This window comes from Ferroplasma sp., from assembly GCF_037442045.1.
In the GTDB taxonomy this organism is placed as follows: Archaea; Thermoplasmatota; Thermoplasmata; order Thermoplasmatales; family Thermoplasmataceae; genus Ferroplasma.
On the sequence record NZ_JBBIRC010000022.1, the window covers coordinates 1 to 24,332 of the forward strand.

Genomic DNA, 24,332 nt, shown 5'->3' on the forward strand with positions numbered 1-24,332 from the left:
GCACTGATATAGTTGAGGTGGATGGAGAAGAAATGGTTTCTGCAAATAAGGAACTTACCAATGATCTAATATCCATAATCACATCATTCTCTGCAAGATTATACGGACTTAAATCACATAAGATGAAAGACATACTTAAGGCGGTGAAGCCATGACACATCCATGGAAATCTTCCGGTTCCAAAAGAACAGTATGGTGGCATTACGAACCATCGAATCGGATCATGCAATACTTGGAGGATATGCGCAACGCCATCCATGAAGCCCTGATGAAGGCAGAGGAGTTAAGGATAATAAATGGTAAGATTCCATCTCCCATTGATCTCAGGAAAGAAATAAAGCCATGGTTTGACTCCACATATGATTATGCAAGGCACCACATCAATCCGGTATGCAGATCTTCCATAGCAATTCTCAGGTCATTCAGGAAGAACAGAAAGAACAGGAAATACCCAGAGGTCAAGAAGCTCTCAATGAGGCTTGACAGTGAACTGGTGAAGATCTTTGACAGTACTATCAGGATAACCATTAAACCCGGTGAATATGAATACATTCCCATCAATAACAGGAACAGGAAATGGGTAGATTATTCAAAATACAAAATATCAGAAGTGCTCATAACAGATAATATAGTTTCAATATCCTTCTCTATACCTGATGAAAAGACCTATGGAAACAGTATCATCGGTGCTGACCTGAACTTCAATACCATAGACCTCACCACAATCAATCCTGAAGATAATCAGATTACCCATGTGGAGACCATACCCGTGAAAAACATTGCAAAAATCCAGAATAGCTTCTCGAGGAGGAGGCAGAAACTGCAGAAGCATGTGAGGAACCCTGCAAAGCGCAGCAGGAAACTGAAACAGACGAGGGGAAGGCAGAGAAAGAGAATAAAGGATGCAATGCACAAGTTATCTTCAAAGCTGGTGAAGGATAACCCGGATGCATCCTTTGTATTAGAAGACCTGAAAGGTATAAGGAAGAGTGGTGATGATAAGGGAAAGAAATTCAGGACATACCTGAACAGATGGCCATACAGTGAATTCCAGAATATGGTTGAATACAAATCTGAAAGAAAAATAGTATATATTAATCCACGTGGGACCTCATCCGAGTGTCCTGTATGTGGTGATAAATTAAAGCACCCTGCGTGGAAGATATCCAGATGCACAAACTGTGGTCAGGACTACAACAGGGACAGGATTGCATCACTTGCAATAACCCTCCGTGGCCTTGATCTTTGCGGAGAACCGTTCCCCGTGAGTGCGTCAGCCTCTTGGCAGTCCATGAAGAATGAATACCTGTACAACAGGCATACCTGACATGCCTGAAGCAGGAAGGACTGAGACTGCCTACGCTGCGAATGAAGCAGGTGCATAACAATGCACAATGTTTTAAGAACGGCAATATTCTATGTTGCATAATAACTATTCATTCTATATTTTATCAATTAAAATATATTTTTTTTCATTATTCATGTTAGTTTGAATATGTCTATTGTATGGCCCATGACCTGCACTGTTTTAATACATGTCGTGAATTCCACATTAAATATCAATTAGGAATTATAGAATAATCACATAAAAGAGCAATATATTTAATTTATTCACTTTTGTTCCGAAGCCGAAGAAGGAAATCATCATATCCTACTGTTGATTGCTCTGATATTTTCATGTTCTTAACTGTAAGGGCATTTTCTTCTACTTCTTTTTCTCCTATTATTATTGCATAGTCAAAACCGGATGCAGTTTTCATCTGGGACGCCAATTTTCTGTGTGTCATGTCTATGATAGCAATTTTATTTATGCTCCTGATTCTGCTTGCTATTTTTACTATATAATCATCATCACCGGATGAAATGTTGCATATATAGTAAGATTCTTTTTTATCTCTCCTCATCCACAGATCCTGCCTTTTCAAAAGTAACTCAATTACTGCATCCCCTATCGCAAATCCAACTGCAGGTATCTGTTCCTCTATAAATAATTTTGACAGGTCATCATATCGGCCACCGCCAAGTATTGCTCTCAATTCTCCTTTTATATCGAAGGCTTCGAATACCATTCCGGTATAGTATGATAACCCTCTAACTATTGAAAAATCGTAATTTATCTGGCTTTCAGTATACAACTTGATTAAATCAAATGTTTTTTTAATTCTATCAATTCTTGATTTTATATCATCATAATTTTTTACAACTTTTTTAACCCTCTTTTCCAGATTATCTATATCTACCTTTTCTCCCAGAAGTGAAAGGATTTTTTTAATTTCATCATCTTTTGCTCCTATTCCTTCAAAGGAAAGAATAAATGATTTTTTGTCAATCTTTTTAAATTTATCTATAATTGAAAAGGCACCGGAAACATCCTGCACCCCAAGGTCTTTTAATATATACTCCATTAAAAATCTGTCATTAATATTAATTTCATAAATACCTGACAATCCAATGGAATCGAGAATGGTGGAAGCAAGCCCTACAATTTCGGCATCCGTTTCAGCAGAATCGAGCCCAAACATATCGGCATTAAACTGGTAATGTTCCCTAAATCTTCCTTCCTGTGGCTCTTCATATCGCCATACTTTCGGGACCGAATACCATCTAACCGGCTTTGGCAAATCCTTCCTTGCCGTTAATAATCTCATTGTAGATGGTGTAGCCTCTGGAATCATTGTAACCTCCCTGCCACCCTTATCAGTAAATGAAAATGTCTGGTTAACAAGCTCAGTTCCAGATTTAAGCCTGTAAAGATCAAGAGGCTCCAGGCTTGGGAAATCAATTCGCCCGTATCCAAAATTTTCCGCTGCACTGGTTATTTTATTAAGAAAATAGTTTCTAATCTCCATATCATCAGGATAGTGATCCCTGAAACCCTTAATTTTTTCAATTTTCATATTTCGCCTTTGTATTCTTCACCTTCATATATTACGGATTCAATTTTTTTCATTGTTTCTTCATCTATATCATTTGTTGCATGGGCGTAGTGAAAATGTATTCTGATCCTTGGAAATATATCTTCTCTCTTCTCTGCGTGGTTCTCAAATGAGCAATCCCATCCCAAATCCTTACATTTGAAATAATATGTCATATCTACCCTATTAATTTTTAATATAAAAAGAATTATTATTTAATAAGCCATTTACCTGTATGCAAGGAAAAAATATATTAATTACCGGTGGAGCCGGATTTATAGGTTCAAATATGGTGGAAAAACTTCTTCCTGATAACAAAATAACTGTAATAGACAATCTAAATAACCATGTCGGAGACCGTTTCATTAAATCTTTTTCAGGCAATAAAAACTTTCATTTTATCAATGCTGATTTGCTTTCATTTGATTATGGAAAACTTGAGGATATTGATACGGTTATACATTTTGCTGCAAATTCCGATGTCAGGTATGGTTCAGAAGATCCAGTAAAAGATTTCAAAAATAATGTTGTTGTTACAGAAAATATATTAGAATATATGAGAAAAAAGGATGTCATGGATATATTATTTGCATCATCATCTACTGTGTACGGTGAAGCATCAATTATGCCAACTCCAGAGAACTATGGGCCCTACATGCCAATATCATCATACGGCGCTTCAAAGATGTCAAATGAAGGCTTTATAACTGCATATTCGCATTATTACGGAATAAAGGGTTCAATTTTCAGGTTTGCAAACATAGTTGGCAAAAACTCAACACATGGAGTTATATACGATTTCATAAACAAATTATTAAAAGACCCAAAAGAACTTGAAATATTAGGAGACGGAACACAGAGAAAATCATATATGCATGTAATAGACTGTGTAAATTCAATGATATACGTTCATGAGAAATTGAAAAAAACGGACATTATAAACCTTGGAAACCTTGAAACAACATCGGTAAAAACAATAGCAAATTATGTGGTAAAAAGAATGGGATTGAACGATGTAAAATACAATTATACAGGCGGAATAAATGGAAGGGGCTGGAAGGGAGACATAAAAATAACACATTTGGCAATAGATAAATTATTGTCAATGGGCTGGAAGAGCAAATATACCAGCGACGAATCTGTTGATATAGCTGTTCAGGAGACGATAGAACAGCTAAAGAATAAAAATTAGAGCAATATTTTAATAACGATAAAAATATTTAAAATATAATGAAAGAACCCAACAATCTAGAAATACGGATAAGGAACCATATTATTCCATCAATATTTGTTGGAATAACAATATCAGTAACAATTCTTACTCTTTCATTCTTGCATATATATGTTATTCCAATAGCAAAATTCATTGTATTTTCATCTTTTGCATCCAGCTCTTTTCTTTTATTTATGGAGCCAAAAAAGGATTCGTCAAGGATTTCAAAGTTCGTGAAAAGCTACATAATTGCAGGATTGATTGGTATACTGGGATTTTTCATATCAACATACATAGGGATATATTACACAATTGCACTGGTAGAAACTGTAATTTCAATATTGTTGGTTACATTTACTGCAATGCACCCCCCCGCAATGGGTATAGGCGTTGTTTTCATACTTGAACGAGCAAACATTTTTGCTCTTCTATTTCTGTTTTCAGGCATGGTTCTTATAATTTTATTTGATGAATTCCTGAATAAATTCGTTTATGTTGTCAAGGACGAAATTCATAACAAGTAAAAAGAAATGCAGGCTCAAATTTAGTTATAAAATTATATCAGCTAAAAATTTATTTGAACCAGAAAAATCATGATTGGAATATAAAAAATCATACAAATCTATGTTTATGCAAATTCAATAATATAATAGCATGGAGAATTTAATGAATGGACGGTAATTTACTCGGTCAGTAAAATGTAGAAGTCGATTAAAAAAATGTAAAATGTATTTCCGCCGCTGGAATCAATCAGTTAACCATATTGTGGATTTTGGAAAAATTAATTTTATATGGAGAATAAATTCCACGTCTCTCACTGTATATACAACCTGAATTGACTTTATTAATATAAATACCAACTTATAATATAATTATATTACCAATTTTATTCAGAAAAAGACGTAAAACGATAATTATAAATACAAATTTAAAATAATAAATTATGAAAGTTATAATACAAATTTCTGAGAAGGAAAAAATTCCAATGGGAAACGTTGTAGGAAGCCATGTAGCACGGGAAGATGATGTAGAGGCAGTTGAAATAGTCTTTCTTGAAAGTGCAACAATAGCAACAACAAAAATTGATATGATAAAACCGTTATTGGAAAATAAAAAAATAACAGTTATGGCATGCAAAACATCAATGGAAATGAATAACATAAAAAAGGAAGATCTGCTTCCCACAATTTCTCCAACGCCCCAAGGAGGTTTCCTCGAAATATTAAGGAAGGAAAGGGATGGTTATTTGTACATACACGTTTGAATTTAAAACGTTTTAACTATTTTTTTAAATATTATGTAATTTATATCTGATATAAAAATAATAAAAACTTAAATTTCATTATATACTAAACCAGCAATGGAAAAAATACTGGTAAATTGTGCACTTCCCTATGCCAACGGGCCGCTGCATTTAGGACATATAGCGGGAGCCTATCTTGGAGCAGATATATTTGTCAGATTCAACAGAATGCTTGGCAAGAACGTGTTATTTATATCTGGAAGCGATGAATACGGAACACCAATTACAATAAGTGCAGAAAAGGATCATGTATCTCCTCAGTCAATAGCGGATAAATATAATGCAATGCATATAAATTCATTTAACTCACTGGACATAAAATTTGACAAATTTACACGAACAAGTAATCCTGAGCATGAAAAGGATGTTGATGAGTTTTTTATTAATCTGCTTGAGAAGGGATATCTCGTAAAAAGATACATGGTTTCACCATTTTGCACGGAAGCCGGCAAATTCATGCCAGATCGTTATATAGAAGGGCAGTGCCCATATTGCGGATATAAAGAGGCCAGGGGGGATCAGTGCGATAACTGCGGCAGAACGCTGGATCCAATTGAGCTAATAAATCCAGTATGTAAAATGACGGGCACAAAACCAATTTTCAGGGTAACTGATCATTTCTTCCTTGCACTGGACCAGCTTCAGGAAAAACTTTCTGAATATATCGATTCAAAAACTTACTGGAAACCAAATGTTTTAAAATTCACACAAAATTTTATAGCTGAAGGATTGCATCCAAGAGCAATTACAAGAGACCTTGACTGGGGTGTAAAAATACCATTAAAAGGCTATGGTACAAAGAAAGTTTATGTATGGTTTGAAGCACTTATTGGATATATAACTGGTGCGAGAACATATTCCGAGGAAACAGAAAAACCGGAATACTGGAAAGAATTCTGGTATAATAAGAATATTAAATCCTATTATTTTATTGGCAAGGACAATATACCATTTCACACAATTATATGGCCTGCAATGTTGCTTGCACACGGAGAATATAATTTGCCATATAACGTCCCTGCAAATGAATATCTCAATTTTGATGGGGAAAAATTCTCAAAAAGCAGGGGTATAGGGTATACTGTTGATGAAATTCTTAATTTTGTGGATAAAAATTCATTGAGATATTATATAGCTTCAATCCTTCCGGAAACTGGGGATTCAGATTTTTCAATGAAAGAACTCCAGCTTAAAGTAAATTCAGAACTTGTAGACAAGTATGGAAATTATATTTACAGAATGGAAAGTTTCATAGAAAAAAACAATTTATCTCCACATAAGCCGGAATCACTTGATGATAAAGATCTGGAAATAATGAATCTTCTCGAAAATAAATTTAATGAATATTGCAATGAGATCAGTGATGTGCATATTAAAAAAGGAATTTCAATATGGCTTGAACTTGTTATGATAGCAAACAATTATTTCACAGAATCTGCACCATGGAAATTAATAAAGGAAGATAAGGAAAAACTCAATGAAAAACTGTATGTATCATTGAAGATAGGGCAATATCTTACTGTCATGCTGGAGCCATATGTTCCTTCTGCAGCAGAAAACATATGGGAATCCTTTGGAGGCCCAAAAAAATTATGCAATAATACATTTTCAGATCTTTTAAGCATTGATGAATTCAAGGTTAAGAAAGGAAAAATACCTTTTGAGAAAATAGATTTAAGCAATCCAAATATATTTGATATACAGCTTGCAACTATTATTTCTGTTGACGATCATCCCAATGCAGATTCTTTATATGTCATCAAGGTTCACGGAGATAGAATTTACCAGGCTATTTCTGATACTAAAAAATTTTATTCCAGAGACGAACTTAATGGAAAGCATGTACTCATACTCACGAATCTGGAAAAAGCTAAAATAAGGGGAGAGGAATCAGAATGCCTGGTAATGGCAATTAAAACTGAAAATTCGGAAATAATTTTATCAAAGGCAGGGAATGATGGAGATCCAATTACAGTTGGAAACTATCCTTATAATGGTGAATATGTTCTGTCTTTTAACGAGTTCCAAAAATCTGAATTTATAATTTCTGCACACCATATAATGGTAAAACTTGGTGAAAATATCCTGCCTTTGATGCATAATAATGAATACATAGATGTGCCTTTAGAAAATATGGATAAAGTTTCAATAAAATAACTCCATATTTACTACAATATCCGATTAATTATAAAGTTGGAACCTGTTAATAATAAAGTTTTTTTATTTACTCTTCTTAGATTTTGATGGATTTTTCCATAATCCCTTAATTTCGCCTTTTTTCCCATATACGGTATTTCTTTCCCGTATTGCATAATACTTCCCGGTTACAGGGTTCCTTATTCTCTTAACCATAATGTTAGTATATGGCAGTTATATTAATATTTTCCGTATTATTTAAGTGTCAGACAACGTTTAACATTGTATATTGAACCGAATTTACTATATTCCAATATTTTATCAATATTCTATTCTGTCATATTGACACAAATTCGTATTTATAGAAACCTTTATTTATTGTTATTTAATACACCTCTTACTTTAAATGATTTCTATGATGTTGACTAAATTTGAAAAAGCGAGGATTATAGGAGCAAGAGCATTGCAAATTGCAATGGGTGCACCTGTAATTTTGGATGTTTCGCCTGACATGATAGACCCTATAGATATTGCATTATGTGAATTCAATAATGGCGTTATACCTATAACAATTAGAAGAAAATAACCAGCGAAAATTTATATAAATTGTATTTTTTGTAATAATTAAGTTAAATATTTTTATAACAGGAATAAATTTATAATGTTATGCAGATGTTATTATAAATTCTGTAAAGAACGATACCAGGAATTCAAGGAAATAATTAAAGAGCAATTCCAAATATTTTTTTATTTGTATATTAAAGCGATAACAAACAATTAAATCTTTATTCATAATACATTTTTATGTTTACTAGAAGGGGCGATTATGGTGAAACTGATAATGGTTTAAGAGTGCGTATAGGAAAGGATTCTCCAATGGTTGATTTGCAGGGCACTCTTGACGAATTGAATTCATTTATAGGAAATGCACTTATAAACACACAGTGGGAAGATATTAAAAATGATCTAATAAAAGTACAGAACGATGTTTTTCTCATGGGCGAGGATTTAACTGCTGAAAGCCAGCACAGGACAATAAAGGAAGAGGATGTAAAATGGCTGGAGCAGAGAGTTATTGAATACAGAAAAGAAATAGGGAAAATAAAACTTTTTATTATACCTGATGGGAGCCAGGCTGCAGTATCCCTTCATATGGCCAGAACAGTAGCAAGAAGAACTGAAAGGTTATCCGTTTTTGTATCAAAGCTGATGCCGGTAAATAAATATCTTATGATTTATCTTAACAGATTATCTTCAATGCTGTTCATGCAGGCAGTGGCTTCAAATAAAAGATTGGGAATCACCGAGCGCATATGGGATATTAAGCGCGAGTCCTGACCAATTTTTCTTTATTAACTTCTTCAAAAGGGCCAAAATTCTTTGAAAATTCCTTTAAAAGTTTAGACCTTGCCTCTTCTCTTGAAATATTTACATATGATATCACATTGCTGTTCATTCCACATGGATTGATTAATCTGAATCCATCCAGTACCGCATCCGATATATTTAATGCCATTCCATGATATGAAACATAATCATCTATGGCCATTCCAAGTGAAGCAACTTTCGTTTTTATTCCTCCATGGTCTATCCATATGCCAGGTTCACCATAGATCATTGCCTTATATCCACACGATTTTAGCATATCAATATATGATTTTTCAATTTTTTCGAGGAATTTTTTTACCTCCTTCTTTCCATTAATTCTAACATCGAATATGAAATATGCAATTAACTGCCCATCCCCATGATATGTTACATCGCCACCACGGTCAGTTTGAATAACATTTACATTTTTATAATTGTCAGGAACACTTTTTCTGCCTGTTGTATAAACATTGTAATGTTCTAAAAATAGTACAGTGTCTGGAATTTTATTTTCCTTTCTTTCATATACCAGCTTATACTGGAGATCAAGTGCCTCCATGTAATCAATTTTACCAAGGTCCGTCCAGTAATTAGTTTTTCCTTTCTGCAACATCTTTAAGACCTTCCGAAACAGTTGGATGTGGATGTACAGTCAGGAACAAATCATCTATGGAAAGGCCAGCTTCAACTGCCATACTGATTTCTGTTATGAATTCTGATGATCTTGGTGCTGCAACTCCTGCCCCTGTTATTGTTCCATCATCATCATAGTACAGTTTAAAGAAACCATCCTTTTGATTCATTGTTAAAGCCCTTGGATTGGCCATAACAGGTACTTTATTATATTTGTTTCCAGTCTTTCCCGTAAATGCTATTTCAGGATCGGTATAAACAACAAATGGCATTGCGCGGTAATCAACAATAGTATCGTTGCCCATTATATTTTCTGCGGCCACATATCCATCATAAAATGCTTTATGAGCAAGCATTGGCGCACCGGAAACATCGCCTATTGCATATATGTTTTCAATGCTGGTTTTTTTATGTAAATCAGTTTTAATGAATCTTCCATCCATTTCAATTCCAAGTTTTTCTATTCCAGTACCTTCTATATATGGTATTCTTCCAACTGACATGAGAACCGTATCTGCTACTATATCGTCTTTTCCTTCTATGGATACATTATATGTATTATCCTTTTTCACTGAAAGAACTTTACTGTTAGTCATAATATGCACATCGAGCTTTCTCAGTTTTCTATCAACTTCATTTGCAAGGTCTTCTTCTATTTCAGGGAGTATCCTGTCCTTCATTTCTATTATGTAAACTTCTGAACCCAATTTTCTGAAAGCAGTACCCATCTCAATGCCAATATAACCGCCACCAATTATAACCAGCTTTTTCGGTATTTTTTCGATAGCAAGTATTTCCCTGTTATAATAAACATCATCTATTCCCTTTACCTTTACAGGCACAGAACCGGTATCAATAATTATATTTTCTGCAGTATATTCATTTCCATTCACCGTAACCGTATTTTTATCCTTTATTGATCCTGTCCCATAAATTATCCTGGCACCCAGGCTCAAGCATAGTTTTTCGGCACCGCCGGTTATTCTTGAAATCATTGACTCTTTCCATTTCTGCCATTCCTTCATGTCGATTTTGTACTGCATTGAAATTCCAGGCATATCCTGCAGATAATTTATGTTTTCACTTAACTCTATAAGGGCCTTTGATGGTATGCATCCATAATTAAGGCATTCACCACCGAACTTTTCTTTTTCTATTATAAGTACTTTCTTTTTATTCTTTAAAAGATGCAATGCAGAATAGTAACCTCCTGCCCCGGCACCTATGAACGCTGCATCGTAATCCATTCAATCACCTATATACATTAATGGATATTCCAGAACTTCTTTCAATCGTTCCAGATAGCGTGCTGCTTCAGCGCCATCTATCAATCTATGGTCGCATGCAAGGGTTAAATACAGCCCATGTTTTAATTCGCCATTTACAAATCCGGACGTTCTTGTATTTATTTCAAGTATTGCAACTTCAGGATAATTAATTATTGGCGTTGCCATAATTCCGCCTATTGAACCAATGTTTGTAACAGAAAATGTGGAACCCTGGACATCCTGCAAAGCAAGTTTTCCGGATCTTGCCCTCTCGGCCATATCCTTTATTTCTTCAGATATCTGGAATATGTTTTTTGAAGCCACATCCTTTACAACAACTACCGTGAGCCCTGTTGGGGAATCAACAGCAACTCCAATGTTATATTTCTTCTTTATTGTGTAAGTCTTATCATTTTCATTATATATTGCATTCAACTTCGGAAAATCCCTGAAAGCTATGGTTACAGCTTTAACAAAAAATGCAGTAAAACTGATATATTTTTTCTTTGAATACTGTTCTATTGCTTTCTCAATATTTTCTGTATCTATGAAATCTGTTATTGTAAAGTGCGGTATGAGCTGTTTTGATTTCGTCATCTTTTCGAATATTATTTTCCTGATGCCTGTTGGTGTGAACACTTCATCCTCTGTTGATTGTGGTGCTGGCTGTGAAACCGTATTTGCTGCAGGTTTCATAAAGGTATCTATATCTTCTTTTGTTATTCTTCCATCGGATGATGCGGGCTTAACCTTTAAAATATCCACATTCTTTGACCTTGCATATGCTCTCACTGCAGGTGTTGCCTTGATAGATGGTATTTTTTCATCTGTGCTTACAGAAACTTCCTGGTGTGCCTGTACCGGTGCCTTATTTTTCTCAGGCTCTTCCGGGCTGTTAGATTCATCCGGGGAATCGATCTGAACCATTGGTTCACCTATCATCGCTGTTTCTCCCTCCTTAATCAGGATTTTTTCAATTTTGCCAGCAACAGGAGATGGTATTTTAACCGTTATCTTATCTGTCATGACTTCAACAAGTTCATCGTCTTTTTTAATTGAATCTCCCGGTTTTACTGCCCACCTCACTATTTCTCCTTCCTGAATCCCTTCGCCAATAGGCGGTAAACTAACTGTATACATATTCATCACTCATTAATATTTTAATAATTTATTTATAGCAATCATTATTCTCTTCTCATTTGGAACGTAAAATTCTTCCAGTGCAAATGGTATTGGTATATCCAATCCAGTTACCCTCAATATGGGAGCAGCAAGATAATCAACTGCTTTTTCCGAAATTGTTGCGGAAAGCTCTGCACCAACACCGAACATTTTTGGTGCTTCATGGACTATTAACACCTTTCCTGTTTTTTTCACACCTGCAAGTATTGTATCGAGGTCAAATGGATTCAGTGTTCTCAAATCTATTATCTGCGCATTTACATTGTTTTTTTCAACTGTACTTTTAACAAGTGGAACAGCAGGTCCGTATGTGAGTATTGTGAGATCATCGCCTTCTCTAACCACATTTGCCTTTCTAAGATCAATTTTGTAATAATCTTCCGGGACTTCCATTTTTCCAGCATAGTATAATCTCTTTGGCTCAAGGAATATTACCGGGTCATTAAGCTCTATTGATGATAATAATAATCCTTTTGCGTCGTATGGATTTGAAGGAGTTACAACTGTAAGCCCCTGTGTATGTGTGAAATATGCTTCGCCACTTTGTGAATGGTAAGGCCCTCCATGGACACCGCCTCCATACGGAGTTCTCAATACCATTGGAAGTGTGTAATCTCCATTTGTCCTGTACCTCAATTTTGCCATCTGATTAATTATTTGATCCATAGCAGTATAAATAAAGTCCTGGAACTGTATTTCTGGTATTGCTTTTAAGCCAGCCATGGACATTCCTATGCCGAATCCCACAATTCCGAGCTCTGCAAGTGGGGTATCCATAACTCTCTCTTTCCCATATTTGGATAATAAACCATCAGTTACCCTGAATACTCCTCCATCAGTGCCAACATCTTCTCCTAAAAGTATTATAGAATCATCATTTTCCATTGCATTGTTTAAACCACTGTTCAGCGCCTTGACCATTGTCATCTGGCTCATTGTATATCACCTCTTTCCTCCTCTATGTACCACGGATCCTCCTGATAAAGATTGCTTAACATTGTTTCCTTGCTTGGCTTTGGGGCCTTTTCGTATTTGTCAATAAGTTTTGATGTTGTTTCATCAACTTCGTCATTAATATTTTTTATATCATTATCGGTTAATATTTTCATATCCTTCAAAATTTTCTGGCTTACTATCAGAGGATCCTTTTCGCTTCCTTCAGGTACCATATCTGTCCTGTATTTATTTGGGTCATCGGCAGTAGAATGTGGACCCATTCTATATGTCATTGCCTCAATAAGTATCGGGTCTTCCCCTGCATTTTCAAGAGCCTTTCTGGTGGCACGATAAACCTCTATGAAATTTGTGCCATCTATTCTTATTCCAGAAAATCCGTAAGATTCGGCTTTTTTATAAATAGCACCACGGGTTTCTTCATAAGTATTATTAAATTTCTTATCAGTTGTAGGATATGTAGGCACAGATATTGCAAACTGGTTGTTTTCGCAGAAAAATACCATTGGAAGCTGGTAAACACCTGCAAAATTCATTGCAACATGAAAATCAGGCGTTGATGTTGCACCGTCTCCAAAGGTTGTTATCACCGTTCCATTTTCTTTCCTGTATTTTTTTGCATAAGCAATTCCTGTTGCAGAAGTAAGATGCCCGGCAACTGGAGTTATAACAGCCCCTATATTATATTTTTTAAATGAAAAATGGTCTGGCATATCCCTTCCTATTTCGTTATCAGTTTCTGTTGCAAATACCTGGGAAAGTATGGTATCTATTGGGATCCCCATCTGCAGTAGGACACCAAAATCCCTGTAGTACGGGTAAAAGAAATCCTCATTTCTTATTGCCATGCCCAATCCTATATGTATTGCTTCATGTCCCATAAGTGGAATATAAAATGGCAAAAATCCCTGCCTGCTTGCATTCAACATTTTTTTATCAAAAAATCTTTCCATTACAATATTTTTGTATCCTGTTAACAAATCTTCTTTACTAATATCAGTCTCTTCAATCATATTTCCCCCTCATTTTTACATATCCTTCAGCAGCTTTGTATGAAGTTCTCACCAGCGGTCCTGAAGCTACAAATGAAAATCCCATTTTATATCCAGCCTCTTCAAAATACTTGAATCTGGACATTGGTGAGTATTCTTTAACTTCAAGCTGCTTTTTTGTGGGCCTGAGATACTGACCTATGGTAAGTATATCCACACCAGCATTTCTCAGGTCTTTCATAGTTTTTTCCACTTCAATATCAGTTTCACCCAGGCCAACCATAATTGATGATTTGGTGATTATTGAATGATCTTTTTTCTTTATATATTCCAGAACAGCAAGTGTCTGGTTATATCCAGCTCTGGGGTCACGAACCAAAGGCGTAAGCCTTTGCACAGTTTCAATATTGTGGGCTATAACATCTGGCTTTGCAGCTATAATCCTGTCTATGTCTTCATGGTTTCCGCTGAAATCTGGAATTAAAACTTCTATTTTGATTTTAAGTTCCTTTACCATTTTAATTACATTGGCAAAAGCCGACGATCCTTTATCTAGCAGATCATCTCTATCCACTGAAGTAATTACTATATAATCAAGCCCCATAAGCTTTGCAGATTCATATACCTTTTCCGGCTCATCAGGATCAAGCGGAAGCATATTTCCATGAGTTACTGCACAAAATCTGCATCCGCGTGAGCAATTGGAGCCAAGAATCATAAAAGTTGCTGTTCCACTTTCCCAGCATTCACTTACATTAGGGCAGTGTGCTTCTTCGCATACTGTATGAAGCTCTCTGGTTCCAAGAGTATTCTTTATAAACGCATAACGATCGCCGGAAGGTAGATTTACCTTATACGGGACTCTCATCATAGCTCTTCTATCGATAGAAAATATTTAAACTTCACGTTATTAACATTAACAAATTGACGTATGCCATGTTTTCAATACTTTTCAATACAACTGTACACATTTATGGCATCCCTGTTATCTGTTACATCATGAACTCTAAGTATGTCAACGCCATTCTGTTCTAAATATATTGAAGTGGCTATTGTCCCACCAAGTCTGTTTTCTATACTGCTTCCTGTAATTTTGCCTATAAATCCTTTTCTCGATGTTCCAAAAAGTGTGTTAAACCCTATAAAGAATGACCATGGCTGCTTAAGTATGTCCATATTTCCATTAAAATCCTTGGAAAAACCTATGCCAGGATCCATAATTATATTCTCAGGCTTTATGCCTCTTTTAATCATGTTATCTGCCCTTTTATAAAAATACTCGTTTATCTGAAAATATATATCATCATAATGTGTTTGTTCTCCCATGTTTTGCGGGTTTCCTATCATATGCATTACAATGCATTTTACATTGCTGTTCACAGCTATGTCTACCATTCCCGGATCTGAAAATCCTGAAATGTCATTAATATAATCTATATCATAATCCATAGACTTTGAAATTGTGTATAAATGCCTTGAATCAATAGATATCGGTATATCAGATACTGATTTTACATATTCAATTACCCATTTAATTCTGTCAAATTCCTTTTCTGGTTCCACTGGAACGCTGCCTGGCCTTGTGCTTTCTCCCCCTATATCAATAATATCTGGCTTTGAATCGAGCATACTGTCTATTATTTTTCTATCAGCTATTCTGGATCCACTGAAAAATGAATCAGGCGTTGCATTGAGTATTCCCATAATTTTTGACTTTTTATTTTTTAATTTTTTGCCAACATTTTCTGAGAGCTGCTCTTCATAGCCTTCAAAAATATGGTTTTTGATATAAAATTCTTTTAAAGTGCTTTTTTCAAATACTATTGAGTTCCTAGCAAATTTCCTTCCTTCAATTATTACATGGCCATTTTTATCTTCTTTATAAACATCCAGATAACCTTTGCTTCTGCTGGGGAATATTACTTCCATAAATTAATAATATGTATTGCAACTATTAATTTATTTCATTTGCTTTCTGTATACCTCGCTTCTCCAGAGGTTTCACCAAGATCTCTGCGTTTTGTTTCTGGAAGAAGCACAATTGTAACAATAAGACCTGCAAGAGCTATTATTGCAAGCATGCCCATTAAAAAATGCAAACCGGCAATTGATAATATAATAGTATCAGCCAGCGTTCCAATAAACGCCCCTGTTTTTCCTCCTGCAGCGGAAATGCCAGTTCCAAGCCCTCTGGTGGATATTGGAAACACCTCTGGCGGATAAACAAAAGTTGTTACATTCGGCCCGAACATTATGAAAAAATAACTTATTCCATACACTAGAAGAAAATAATCTATAAATTTATATGTTGTAAGGAAGCTAAATACAGATATAATGCCAAATGAAATTGCCATCATGGCAAATCCAAACATTTGAATTGGCTTTCTTCCTATCCTGTCTACTGTAAACGCTGCGAGCCAGTATCCCGGGAAAGCGGCAATTCCGAATATCATTGCAGAATATTCATTTGTAAGTATTATGGCATGTATTCCTGATACTGTAGATGGAACTAAAAATAAAAGTATGCTATTTGACATTATAGAATTTCCATAAAACGCCCAGTCCATAAGGAACCATGCCCCCGCAGTGCCTATAAGGGTAAGAAGAAATTTTCTGTCTTTGAATAATACATACCAGGGAGCATTAACAGTTTCACCTTGCTTAGAGCTCGCACTTATTCCTGTAAAATCCTTTAAATTTTTTGCAGCCTGTTTATAATTGCCTCTGACATCTGCAGTATATCTTGGCGGCTCAGGCATTTTTCTCCGGAAATATATAACTATAATGGCTGGAATAGCACCTATTGCAAGCAAAAGTCTCCAGGTAATGTATGGAGAAATAGAATTTGAAAGAAACGCAAGAGAAATCAAAGGCCCGGCTATAAGCCCAAAGCTTTGCATGGAAAAAACCATGCTTACAAATTTACCCCTGCTCATTGTATTGGAATATTCTGTCATTATTGTTGAGCTGGTGGCATAATCTCCTCCTATGCCTATTCCAAGGAGAAATCTCCAGAAAAGGAGCATAAATATATTGTTTACAGGAGTAAGAAAGGCACTTCCAAGGGCTCCTGCTATCAGTGCTATGAGCTCAAGGCCATATATTGCTTTTCTGCCAGAATAGTCCAGAAGCCTTCCAAACACTATCGAACCAATAACTGCCGCAAGCAATGCTGTGGATGTTATTAACCCCTCATAAAATATACTTATATGCCCCCAACCAGCATATGGCAATAGCAATATTACCACACCTATTATGAAAAGATCGTATGCATCTGTAAAGAAACCAAGCCCTGATATGAATAATACTTTGTAATGGAATTTTGATGTTTTTGCCTGATCCATCGATTTATCAATATCTGAATCCATCAGCTCACTGTATTTACTATGCTTCTAAATATTATAAATATGCACTATATATTATATATAGACTATATAGTTATTTTCAATAAAAAGAAGCGCCTATTAAGATAAATTAATATACTTTATTAGTTATATTATTAAGCAAATAACCTTATAACTCTAGATGCAATAAGGTATGTTAACTTTAATGGTGAACTAATATGGCAATGAGTAGCATGGAAATGGTAAAATTAAGAAACAGGACATATGTAAAAATAGATGAATTATCCAGAGCAATAAGCAATGGTTTGAGCTTGCAGAACAGAAAGATGGCTATTGAAGAATCAGAATCTTCAGCAGAACACATTATTAATTTCTTTGGGTATAATACCCGTGTTATTGACAATATGCTTGAGCCTGAAGATCGAGATGTTTTCTACACCATGGAAGATCTTGGAATACTTGAAACGGAGAGGGAAGAAACAACACTCTTTGATGGCCGTGAATGGCGGATTCATTACTGGCTGCTGAACGTTGCACGTGTTCTGGAACTGTCCGAAATGAATGTCAGTACCAGAACACAACGCGATAGCAGATTCGATATTTACAGTGAAATTCCGGATGAATACTGGAAGCCAGTCGAATAAATAAGGTAGATTAAAAAATGCATATAGCTATTCTTGATAAAGAACGATGCCATCCAAAGAAGTGCAACCACGAATGCCGAAATTACTGTCCGCCTGTTAGAAGTGGTGCAAAAACTATTGAATTTCCGGGGCACTCAGACGACTTCCCAGTTATAACCGAATCATTATGCATAGGTTGCGGAATATGTGTGAACCGATGCCCCTTTGATGCAATTAAAATTGTCAGTATCCCGGATGAACTGAATAGAAATATAGTACATCAATATGGCATTGATTCTTTTCGTTTGTATTCACTTCCAGAACTTGGAACTGGACGGGTAAATGCAATCCTTGGCCAGAACGCCCTTGGAAAGACAACAACAATGAACATACTTTCCGGAATACTTATACCGAATTTCGGGAATCTGGATAAGAAGAACGATAAGGATTATGTAATTGAAAGATTTTCAAAGAGCATAATGGGGCAGTATTTCCGTGACCTTTACAATGGAACAAAAAAAGCAGTTTTGAAAAATCAGTATGTTGATTTAATACCGAGAGTCACAAATGGGACTGTAAGGGGAATTATGAATAACAATAACCATGGAAATATGGATGCCATAATAGATGAACTATCAATGAAAACATCTCTTGACAGGGATGTAAAGGACCTTTCCGGTGGCGAACTTCAAAAACTGGCAATAGGCATTACATTGATGAAGGACGCTGATATATACCTGTTTGATGAAGCATCATCATACCTTGATATAAATGAGCGAATTAGAATATCAGATATTATAAGGGAATTATCAAAGACAAAAATAGTCATGGTTGTTGAGCATGACCTTGCAATTCTGGATAAAATGGCAGATCAGGTAAATCTTGTATATGGCAGCCCGGGTGCATACGGAGTAATCACAAAAGAGAAAAGCACAAATAAGGCCATTAACGAATTCCTTTCCGGGTACATAAGGGAAGAAAATGTAAGGATACGATCCACATCCATAGATTTTACAGTAAAATCCAATAAAAGGACTTCTATAACAACAAGAGTAACATCATGGACTTCAATGACAAAAAATTATAGTGGCTTCAACCTGAATATTGGAGAGGGTTACATTAACAGAGAAGAAATAATCGGTGTTCTAGGCCAGAACGCCATCGGCAAAACAACCTTTGTAAAAATACTTGCAGGCGCAGTTAAACCGGACACCGGATCAGTGGAAAACGAATTGAGAATAGCTTATAAGCCGCAGTATATATCCACAGATTACCATGGTACTGTATATGAGTTGCTGTCAAATTCCCTGAAGGAAAAAATGGAAGATATATTTATAAAAAATGAAATTCTTTCTCCCATGAATATTGAAGAACTCTATGACAAATACATAAATGACCTTTCCGGCGGTGAACTTCAGAGAACATCAATAGCGTTAACACTTTCTACTGAAGCAGACCTTTATTTAATTGATGAGCCATCAGCACATTTGGATTCATCATACAGAATGAACGTTGCTAAAATAATACGCCGTGTAATTGAAAACAATAAAAAAAGTGCAATAGTTGTCGATCATGATATATATCTAATAGATCTTATTTCAGATGCCCTTATAGTTTTTAATGGGATTCAGGGGGTATCAGGCAATTCAAAAGGGCCAATGGAAATGCGTGAAGGAATGAACACGTTCCTTAAAAATCTTGGAATTACATTCAGAAGGGATGAAACAACTAAAAGGCCCAGGATAAATAAATTGAACAGTGCACTTGACAGAGCGCAGAAAAACAATGGAGAATACTATTATTCCAGATAATTTTGATAATGCAAATAATTCTTTATTGGTAAATAATTTCGAAAAATAACATTTAAATAATTAAATATAATTTACTGGCATGGTTCAGGAGAAATGGGTAGCATTATCAAATACAACAATGGGTGTATTGATGGCTACAATAAACATGAGCATTCTTATTATAGCATTACCAGCAATATTTACCGGAATTCATCTCAATCCATTATTGCCTGGATCTTTTGTATATCTTTTATGGATTCTTATGGGATACATGATAGTAACTGCAGTATTGCTTGTTACCATTGGCAGATTATCCGATATGTTTGGAAGGGTAAGGCTTTTTAACCTTGGTTTTTTAATATTCACAATAGGTTCTATACTGCTTTATTTTACTCCGGGAAAGGGCGATGCCGGAGCCCTGGAGCTTATAATATTCAGAATAATACAGGCTGTCGGTGGTTCATTTATCTTTGCAAACAGTTATGCAATAATTACAGATAATTTTAAGAAGGAGGAACGTGGCTTTGCTCTTGGGATAAATGCGATTGCAGCAACGGCAGGCATGAGTATAGGCATTGTAGTAGGCGGTATTCTGGCAACTATTAACTGGAGATACATATTCCTTGTAAGTGTTCCGGTAGGCATTGTAGGAACTGTTTGGTCTTATCTTAAGTTAAAGGAAACATCACCAAAGAAAAAGCAGAGCCTCGATATTCCTGGAAATATTACATTTGCAGGTGGCCTTATAATTCTTTTAATAGGTGTTACATATGGAATTGCTCCATACAAAACCAGTGCAATGGGATGGGGAAACCCCTGGGTAAAAATAGCATTGATAGTTGGTACTGCACTTCTCGTCCTTTTCCCATTTATAGAAAGAAAGATAAAAAACCCCATGTTCAATTTAAGCTTATTCAAAATCAGGGGTTTCGCAGCAGGAAGTTTTGCAGGCATGATATCAGCTATGGGCATGATGGGCTTTATGTTCATGATTATTATTCTTTTCCAGGGAATATGGCTTCCACTGCACGGATATTCTTACGCATCAGTTCCCTTCTGGGCAGGCATATATATGCTCCCGATGACGGTGGCTATGGGTATATTCGGCCCTATAGCCGGAAAATACTCCGATACCCACGGCCAGAGGTGGCTTGCATCACTGGGCCTTATAGTTTCAGGCACTGCGCTTCTGCTTCTTGTGCTGCTTCCCGCTGACTTTATATACATATTCATGGCCATACTATTATTCATGTTCGGAGCAGGAATGGGAATATTTACTGCGCCAAATACATCCGCTGTGATGTCCTCTGTGCCTGCAGATGTTCGTGGATCTGCATCAGGAATGCTTTCCACACTGAGAAATGTAGGAACAACAGCAAGTATGGGAATATTCTTCAGCATACTTATACTTGGCTTAACCACAGATTTGCCAGGCACACTTTCCTCTGCCATATTAACTGCCGGCGGAGGCCATGTACTTGCCAATGAAATGTCCAAACTTCCGCCAACAGAAGCAATATTCGGTGCTTTGCTTGGCATAAACCCTGCTAAAGTCATAATTGAACTGTTGCCATCATCTGTTGTGGCTTCAATTCCACCTTCTGCACTGGCAACTATTACTGCAACAACATGGTTCCCAACAGTATTTGCTCCTGCATTCATGAAATCACTTCACATAGTATTCTATACAGGAGCAGCTATAGTATTTATAGGGGCATTAATATCCATACTACGAGAACCGCTTAGAAAATCAAAGACAGAAAAAGCTGATAAATCAAACACAGCTGAAAAAGCAGAATTGCAGGATAAGGCCGTAAAAATGAAAAGATGATAACATGGAAAAAACATTAACAATATGGTCATTGCTTGATAGCATAATAAGCGAATATGCAGTAAGGATAAAAAACAATCTTTCTGAATCATCATTGAGCCTGACCGATTCAAAAATACTGCATCTTGTAAGCACAGGCCCAAAGAATATGAAGTACCTTGCAGATAGGTTGTCTCTGGCAAAGGGCTGGGTTACAGATATAACAGACGGATTAGAGAGCAAGGGACTGATAAGGCGGGTGCATAGCAAGGAAGATCGGCGTGTAATAAATATAGAAATAACGGAAAATGGAACTAAAACCTATAATAAAATAGAGGAAATGATAAAGAAAATTATAAGTGATTCAATTTCATCGCTTCCAGAAAATGATATAGAAAATCTGTGCGATATACTTGGGAAAATAGATCTTCAATTAAAGGATCATTCGTAAGATATGACAGGTTTGATGAAATCCTTTTTTCCAGAACTGAATAAATTTCCAGTTTCCTCAAGTTTTATAACATGGTCTTCCATTCCTGAATAATCAATAAGTCCTGAACTGATCATATTAATTGCTTTTCTCATTGTATAAGGATTTATAAAATCACCAAATATGGATATTTCCTTGCTGTATATCTTGTTTGAATCAATGCTTACATTTTCTCCTGGAGGATAAACCGAGAAAGCAAAAATCTTGCCAGAGGGAGAAACCATATCAACAGTTTTTGAAAGTATGCTGTTATCGCCAGTAGCTTCTATAATTAAGTCTGCTTTTCCAATTATGGGGCTTTTCATTAAATCATCTATATTTGTATATACTTCATTGGCACCGTATTTATTTGCAAGCTTGTTTCTCACAGGATTCCTTCCCATAACATATACTGGATAATAACCCATGCCCTTAAGAATCTGAAGGAATGTTAATCCTATAAATCCTGTTCCAAGGATTACTGCAGAACCGCCAAGATGGACATCTGTTGTTTCAAATGCATGTATTATGCAGGCAACAGGTTCCGTCATAGCCGCAGCAGCATAACTCATATTATCTGGAATTTTATAAACAATCTTTTCCGGAACAGTTACATATTCGCCATAGCCTCCGGGATAGTTTATGCCAACGCTTCGAATATTTTCACAGAAGTTCTCTTTTCCTTCCTTGCAGTATTCACAGTGACCGCAGGTAATGTTAGGGTCAACAACAACCCTATCTCCGAGTGAAAATGATTTAACATTTTTCCCTGTTTTTGAAACAACTCCGCTCATTTCATGGCCAGGGATTACTGGATATTTAACAGCGAGATGCTTGCCATGGTATGCATGAAAATCTGTGCCGCAAATTCCACAGGCCATTGTCTTAATTTGAATTTCATTTTCTTCTGGCTCCCTGGCTTCTATATCAATAAACTCGAGGTCCTCCGGCTTATTTAGAATAAAGGCTTTCATTATTTACTATTGGCTGATATTTATTATAATTTTCCGTTCTTAAAACATTGTGCATTGTTATGACAATATTCATTCGCAGCGTAGGCAGTCTCAGTCCTTCCCGCTTCAGGCATGTCAGGTATGCCTGATGTACAGGTATTCATCCTTCATGGACTGCCAAGAGGCTGACGCACTCACGGGGAACGGTTCTCCGCAAAGGTCAAGACCACGAAGGGCTATTGCAAGTGATGCGAGCCTGTCCCTGTTGTAGTCCTGACCACAGTTTGTGCATCTGGATATCTTCCACACAGGGTGCTTTAATTTATCACCGCATACAGGACACTCAGATGAGGTCCCCCGTGGATTCACGTATACTGTCTTTCTTTTCGATTTGTATTCAACCATTTTCTGGAATTCAGAATATGGCCTCAGGTATGTCCGGAATTTCTTTCCCTTATCATCACCACTCTTTCTTATACCTTTTAGATCTTCGAATGTAAAGGATGCATCAGGATTATCCTTCACGAGGCTTGCTGAGGTTTTGTGCATTGCATCCTTTATCCTCTTTCTCTGCCTTCCCTTCGTCTGTTTCAGTTTCCTGCTGCGCTTTGCAGGGTTCCTCACGTGTTTCTGCAGTTTCTGCCTCCTCCTCGAGAAGCTATTCTGTATCTTTGCAATGTTTTTCACGGGTATGGTCTCCACATGGGTAATCTGGTTATCTTCAGTAGTGATGGTGGTGAGGTCTATGGTATTGAAGTTCAGGTCAGCACCGATGATACTGTTTCCATATATCTTTTCATCAGGTATGGAGAAGGATATTGAAACTATATTATCTGTTATAAGTACTTCTGATATTTTGTATTTTGAATAATCTACCCATTTTTTATTCATTCTATTTACGGGAATGTATTCATATTCACCGGGCTTAATGGTTATTCTGATGGTACTGTCAACGATCTTCACAAGTTCACTGTCAAGCCTCATTGAGAGCTTCCTGGCCTCTGGGTATTTCCTGTTCTTTCTGTTCTTCCTGAATGACCTGAGAATTGCTATGGAAGATCTGCATACGGGATTGATGTGGTGCCCTGCATAATCATATGTGGAATCAAACCATGGCTTTATTTCTTTCCTGAGATCAATGGGAGATGGAATCTTTCCATTTATTATCCTTAACTCCTCTGCCTTCATTACACCTTCATGTATGGCATTCTTCATGTCCAGTAAGTATTTTATGATACATTATGATGGTTTGTAATGCCACCATACTGATCTTTTGGAACCGGAAGATTTCCATGGATGTGTCATGGCTTCACCGCCTTAAGTATGTCTTTCATCTTCTGTGATTTAAGTCCGTATAATCTTGCAGAGAATGATGTGAT

General features: G+C 36.1%; 24 protein-coding genes and 1 pseudogene. 12 read left to right on the forward strand and 13 right to left on the reverse strand.

Annotated features, from left to right (window positions below; all coding sequences use genetic code 11):
* Both WKI77_RS04215 and WKI77_RS04220 read left to right on the forward strand, forming a co-directional pair.
* Positions 1-122 (forward strand): annotated as a pseudogene (locus tag WKI77_RS04215) (IS607 family transposase); the annotation flags it as partial.
* A gap of 29 nt (positions 123-151) precedes the next feature.
* Entirely contained in the window at positions 152-1,327 is a 1,176-nt protein-coding gene (locus WKI77_RS04220; RefSeq protein ID WP_337860579.1) for a transposase, read from the forward strand.
* 280 nt (positions 1,328-1,607) lie between these two features.
* On the opposite strand, the gene hisS is transcribed toward WKI77_RS04220, so the two are convergent.
* Positions 1,608-2,897, reverse strand: coding sequence for a histidine--tRNA ligase (hisS, locus tag WKI77_RS04225; protein WP_337860580.1), 1,290 nt, complete (start codon positions 2,895-2,897; stop codon positions 1,608-1,610).
* Positions 2,894-3,091, reverse strand: coding sequence for a DUF1059 domain-containing protein (locus WKI77_RS04230; protein WP_337860581.1), 198 nt, complete (start codon positions 3,089-3,091; stop codon positions 2,894-2,896). The genes hisS and WKI77_RS04230 overlap by 4 nt, the downstream gene beginning before the upstream one ends.
* Before the next feature lie 59 nt (positions 3,092-3,150).
* Here WKI77_RS04230 and WKI77_RS04235 point away from each other — a divergent pair, with 59 nt between their 5' ends.
* The 4 genes from WKI77_RS04235 (at position 3,151) to metG (ending at position 7,588) form a co-directional block, all read left to right on the forward strand.
* Positions 3,151-4,107, forward strand: a complete 957-nt coding sequence (locus WKI77_RS04235; RefSeq protein WP_337860582.1) for an NAD-dependent epimerase/dehydratase family protein — start codon at positions 3,151-3,153, stop codon at positions 4,105-4,107.
* A gap of 38 nt (positions 4,108-4,145) precedes the next feature.
* Positions 4,146-4,652, forward strand: coding sequence for an HPP family protein (locus WKI77_RS04240; RefSeq protein WP_337860583.1), 507 nt, complete (start codon positions 4,146-4,148; stop codon positions 4,650-4,652).
* A 419-nt stretch (positions 4,653-5,071) separates the two neighbouring features.
* Positions 5,072-5,392 (forward strand): hypothetical protein, encoded by a 321-nt coding sequence (locus WKI77_RS04245; RefSeq protein WP_337860584.1) that lies wholly within the window; start codon positions 5,072-5,074, stop codon positions 5,390-5,392.
* Positions 5,393-5,488: 96 nt separating this feature from the next.
* Positions 5,489-7,588, forward strand: a complete 2,100-nt coding sequence (gene metG / locus WKI77_RS04250; RefSeq protein WP_337860585.1) for a methionine--tRNA ligase — start codon at positions 5,489-5,491, stop codon at positions 7,586-7,588.
* Positions 7,589-7,651: 63 nt separating this feature from the next.
* Here the strand turns inward: metG and WKI77_RS04255 are convergent, their stop codons facing one another.
* Complete coding sequence (locus tag WKI77_RS04255) at positions 7,652-7,783, reverse strand: hypothetical protein (protein WP_337860586.1); 132 nt, start codon at positions 7,781-7,783, stop codon at positions 7,652-7,654.
* A 190-nt stretch (positions 7,784-7,973) separates the two neighbouring features.
* On the opposite strand from WKI77_RS04255, the gene WKI77_RS04260 reads away from it, so the two are divergent.
* Together WKI77_RS04260 and WKI77_RS04265 are read left to right on the forward strand one after the other, a co-directional pair.
* On the forward strand, positions 7,974-8,153 hold the full coding sequence (locus tag WKI77_RS04260; protein ID WP_337860587.1) for a DNA-directed RNA polymerase subunit K: 180 nt from the start codon (positions 7,974-7,976) through the stop codon (positions 8,151-8,153).
* 218 nt (positions 8,154-8,371) lie between these two features.
* Complete coding sequence (locus tag WKI77_RS04265) at positions 8,372-8,905, forward strand: cob(I)yrinic acid a,c-diamide adenosyltransferase (RefSeq protein WP_337860588.1); 534 nt, start codon at positions 8,372-8,374, stop codon at positions 8,903-8,905.
* Here WKI77_RS04265 and lipB read toward each other — a convergent pair.
* The 8 genes from lipB to WKI77_RS04305 form a co-directional block, all read right to left on the reverse strand.
* Positions 8,889-9,548, reverse strand: coding sequence for a lipoyl(octanoyl) transferase LipB (gene lipB / locus WKI77_RS04270; protein ID WP_337860589.1), 660 nt, complete (start codon positions 9,546-9,548; stop codon positions 8,889-8,891). The genes WKI77_RS04265 and lipB overlap by 17 nt on opposite strands.
* A complete protein-coding gene (gene lpdA, locus WKI77_RS04275; protein ID WP_337860590.1) occupies positions 9,526-10,815 on the reverse strand; it encodes a dihydrolipoyl dehydrogenase in 1,290 nt (429 codons plus the stop codon). Before lpdA ends, lipB begins: the two co-directional genes overlap by 23 nt.
* On the reverse strand, positions 10,816-11,976 hold the full coding sequence (locus WKI77_RS04280) for a dihydrolipoamide acetyltransferase family protein (RefSeq protein ID WP_337860591.1): 1,161 nt from the start codon (positions 11,974-11,976) through the stop codon (positions 10,816-10,818). It abuts the gene before it with no gap.
* A 12-nt stretch (positions 11,977-11,988) separates the two neighbouring features.
* On the reverse strand, positions 11,989-12,954 hold the full coding sequence (locus tag WKI77_RS04285; protein ID WP_337860592.1) for an alpha-ketoacid dehydrogenase subunit beta: 966 nt from the start codon (positions 12,952-12,954) through the stop codon (positions 11,989-11,991).
* Positions 12,951-13,985, reverse strand: coding sequence for a thiamine pyrophosphate-dependent dehydrogenase E1 component subunit alpha (locus tag WKI77_RS04290; protein ID WP_337860593.1), 1,035 nt, complete (start codon positions 13,983-13,985; stop codon positions 12,951-12,953). The genes WKI77_RS04285 and WKI77_RS04290 overlap by 4 nt, the downstream gene beginning before the upstream one ends.
* Positions 13,978-14,832 (reverse strand): lipoyl synthase, encoded by an 855-nt coding sequence (lipA, locus tag WKI77_RS04295; protein WP_337860594.1) that lies wholly within the window; start codon positions 14,830-14,832, stop codon positions 13,978-13,980. The genes WKI77_RS04290 and lipA overlap by 8 nt, the downstream gene beginning before the upstream one ends.
* A 74-nt stretch (positions 14,833-14,906) precedes the next feature.
* Positions 14,907-15,893 carry a dihydropteroate synthase gene (folP, locus tag WKI77_RS04300; protein WP_337860595.1) on the reverse strand — a complete coding sequence of 329 codons (987 nt, stop codon included), beginning with the start codon at positions 15,891-15,893 and terminating at the stop codon, positions 14,907-14,909.
* 35 nt (positions 15,894-15,928) lie between these two features.
* A complete protein-coding gene (locus WKI77_RS04305; protein ID WP_337860596.1) occupies positions 15,929-17,332 on the reverse strand; it encodes an MFS transporter in 1,404 nt (467 codons plus the stop codon).
* Positions 17,333-17,526: 194 nt separating this feature from the next.
* Here WKI77_RS04305 and WKI77_RS04310 point away from each other — a divergent pair, with 194 nt between their 5' ends.
* From WKI77_RS04310 to WKI77_RS04325, 4 genes are all read left to right on the forward strand, one after another.
* Positions 17,527-17,952 carry a DUF6015 family protein gene (locus WKI77_RS04310; RefSeq protein ID WP_337860597.1) on the forward strand — a complete coding sequence of 142 codons (426 nt, stop codon included), beginning with the start codon at positions 17,527-17,529 and terminating at the stop codon, positions 17,950-17,952.
* Between the two features lie 17 nt (positions 17,953-17,969).
* The gene (locus tag WKI77_RS04315) at positions 17,970-19,742 is read left to right on the forward strand and encodes a ribosome biogenesis/translation initiation ATPase RLI (protein ID WP_337860598.1); all 1,773 of its coding nucleotides are present in this window, start codon (positions 17,970-17,972) and stop codon (positions 19,740-19,742) included.
* Between the two features lie 79 nt (positions 19,743-19,821).
* Positions 19,822-21,552 (forward strand): MFS transporter, encoded by a 1,731-nt coding sequence (locus WKI77_RS04320; protein WP_337860599.1) that lies wholly within the window; start codon positions 19,822-19,824, stop codon positions 21,550-21,552.
* Between the two features lie 4 nt (positions 21,553-21,556).
* Positions 21,557-21,982 carry a MarR family transcriptional regulator gene (locus WKI77_RS04325; protein WP_337860600.1) on the forward strand — a complete coding sequence of 142 codons (426 nt, stop codon included), beginning with the start codon at positions 21,557-21,559 and terminating at the stop codon, positions 21,980-21,982.
* Here WKI77_RS04325 and WKI77_RS04330 read toward each other — a convergent pair.
* Both WKI77_RS04330 and WKI77_RS04335 read right to left on the reverse strand, forming a co-directional pair.
* Positions 21,973-22,974: an alcohol dehydrogenase catalytic domain-containing protein gene (locus WKI77_RS04330; protein ID WP_337860601.1), complete on the reverse strand. Its 1,002-nt coding sequence runs from the start codon at positions 22,972-22,974 to the stop codon at positions 21,973-21,975. The genes WKI77_RS04325 and WKI77_RS04330 overlap by 10 nt on opposite strands.
* A 114-nt stretch (positions 22,975-23,088) precedes the next feature.
* Positions 23,089-24,168 (reverse strand): transposase, encoded by a 1,080-nt coding sequence (locus WKI77_RS04335; protein WP_337860602.1) that lies wholly within the window; start codon positions 24,166-24,168, stop codon positions 23,089-23,091.
* Between the last annotated feature and the right edge of the window lie 164 nt (positions 24,169-24,332).

Bases quoted from the DNA above. Each gene is read 5' to 3' on its own strand.
- folP (WP_337860595.1), bottom strand. From the start codon at position 15,893: ATGGAAGTAATATTCCCCAGCAGAAGCAAAGGTTATCTGGATGTTTAT.
- WKI77_RS04280 (WP_337860591.1), bottom strand. From the start codon at position 11,976: ATGTATACAGTTAGTTTACCGCCTATTGGCGAAGGGATTCAGGAAGGA.
- WKI77_RS04230 (WP_337860581.1), bottom strand. From the start codon at position 3,091: ATGACATATTATTTCAAATGTAAGGATTTGGGATGGGATTGCTCATTT.
- WKI77_RS04290 (WP_337860593.1), bottom strand. From the start codon at position 13,985: ATGATTGAAGAGACTGATATTAGTAAAGAAGATTTGTTAACAGGATAC.
- lpdA (WP_337860590.1), bottom strand. From the start codon at position 10,815: ATGGATTACGATGCAGCGTTCATAGGTGCCGGGGCAGGAGGTTACTAT.
- WKI77_RS04330 (WP_337860601.1), bottom strand. From the start codon at position 22,974: ATGAAAGCCTTTATTCTAAATAAGCCGGAGGACCTCGAGTTTATTGAT.
- WKI77_RS04240 (WP_337860583.1), top strand. From the start codon at position 4,146: ATGAAAGAACCCAACAATCTAGAAATACGGATAAGGAACCATATTATT.
- hisS (WP_337860580.1), bottom strand. From the start codon at position 2,897: ATGAAAATTGAAAAAATTAAGGGTTTCAGGGATCACTATCCTGATGAT.
- WKI77_RS04315 (WP_337860598.1), top strand. From the start codon at position 17,970: ATGCATATAGCTATTCTTGATAAAGAACGATGCCATCCAAAGAAGTGC.
- WKI77_RS04325 (WP_337860600.1), top strand. From the start codon at position 21,557: ATGGAAAAAACATTAACAATATGGTCATTGCTTGATAGCATAATAAGC.
- WKI77_RS04305 (WP_337860596.1), bottom strand. From the start codon at position 17,332: ATGGATTCAGATATTGATAAATCGATGGATCAGGCAAAAACATCAAAA.
- WKI77_RS04260 (WP_337860587.1), top strand. From the start codon at position 7,974: ATGATTTCTATGATGTTGACTAAATTTGAAAAAGCGAGGATTATAGGA.
- WKI77_RS04235 (WP_337860582.1), top strand. From the start codon at position 3,151: ATGCAAGGAAAAAATATATTAATTACCGGTGGAGCCGGATTTATAGGT.
- WKI77_RS04310 (WP_337860597.1), top strand. From the start codon at position 17,527: ATGGCAATGAGTAGCATGGAAATGGTAAAATTAAGAAACAGGACATAT.
- WKI77_RS04285 (WP_337860592.1), bottom strand. From the start codon at position 12,954: ATGAGCCAGATGACAATGGTCAAGGCGCTGAACAGTGGTTTAAACAAT.
- WKI77_RS04265 (WP_337860588.1), top strand. From the start codon at position 8,372: ATGTTTACTAGAAGGGGCGATTATGGTGAAACTGATAATGGTTTAAGA.
- WKI77_RS04245 (WP_337860584.1), top strand. From the start codon at position 5,072: ATGAAAGTTATAATACAAATTTCTGAGAAGGAAAAAATTCCAATGGGA.
- WKI77_RS04255 (WP_337860586.1), bottom strand. From the start codon at position 7,783: ATGGTTAAGAGAATAAGGAACCCTGTAACCGGGAAGTATTATGCAATA.
- WKI77_RS04320 (WP_337860599.1), top strand. From the start codon at position 19,822: ATGGTTCAGGAGAAATGGGTAGCATTATCAAATACAACAATGGGTGTA.
- lipA (WP_337860594.1), bottom strand. From the start codon at position 14,832: ATGAGAGTCCCGTATAAGGTAAATCTACCTTCCGGCGATCGTTATGCG.
- WKI77_RS04335 (WP_337860602.1), bottom strand. From the start codon at position 24,168: ATGAAGAATGCCATACATGAAGGTGTAATGAAGGCAGAGGAGTTAAGG.
- lipB (WP_337860589.1), bottom strand. From the start codon at position 9,548: ATGTTGCAGAAAGGAAAAACTAATTACTGGACGGACCTTGGTAAAATT.
- metG (WP_337860585.1), top strand. From the start codon at position 5,489: ATGGAAAAAATACTGGTAAATTGTGCACTTCCCTATGCCAACGGGCCG.
- WKI77_RS04220 (WP_337860579.1), top strand. From the start codon at position 152: ATGACACATCCATGGAAATCTTCCGGTTCCAAAAGAACAGTATGGTGG.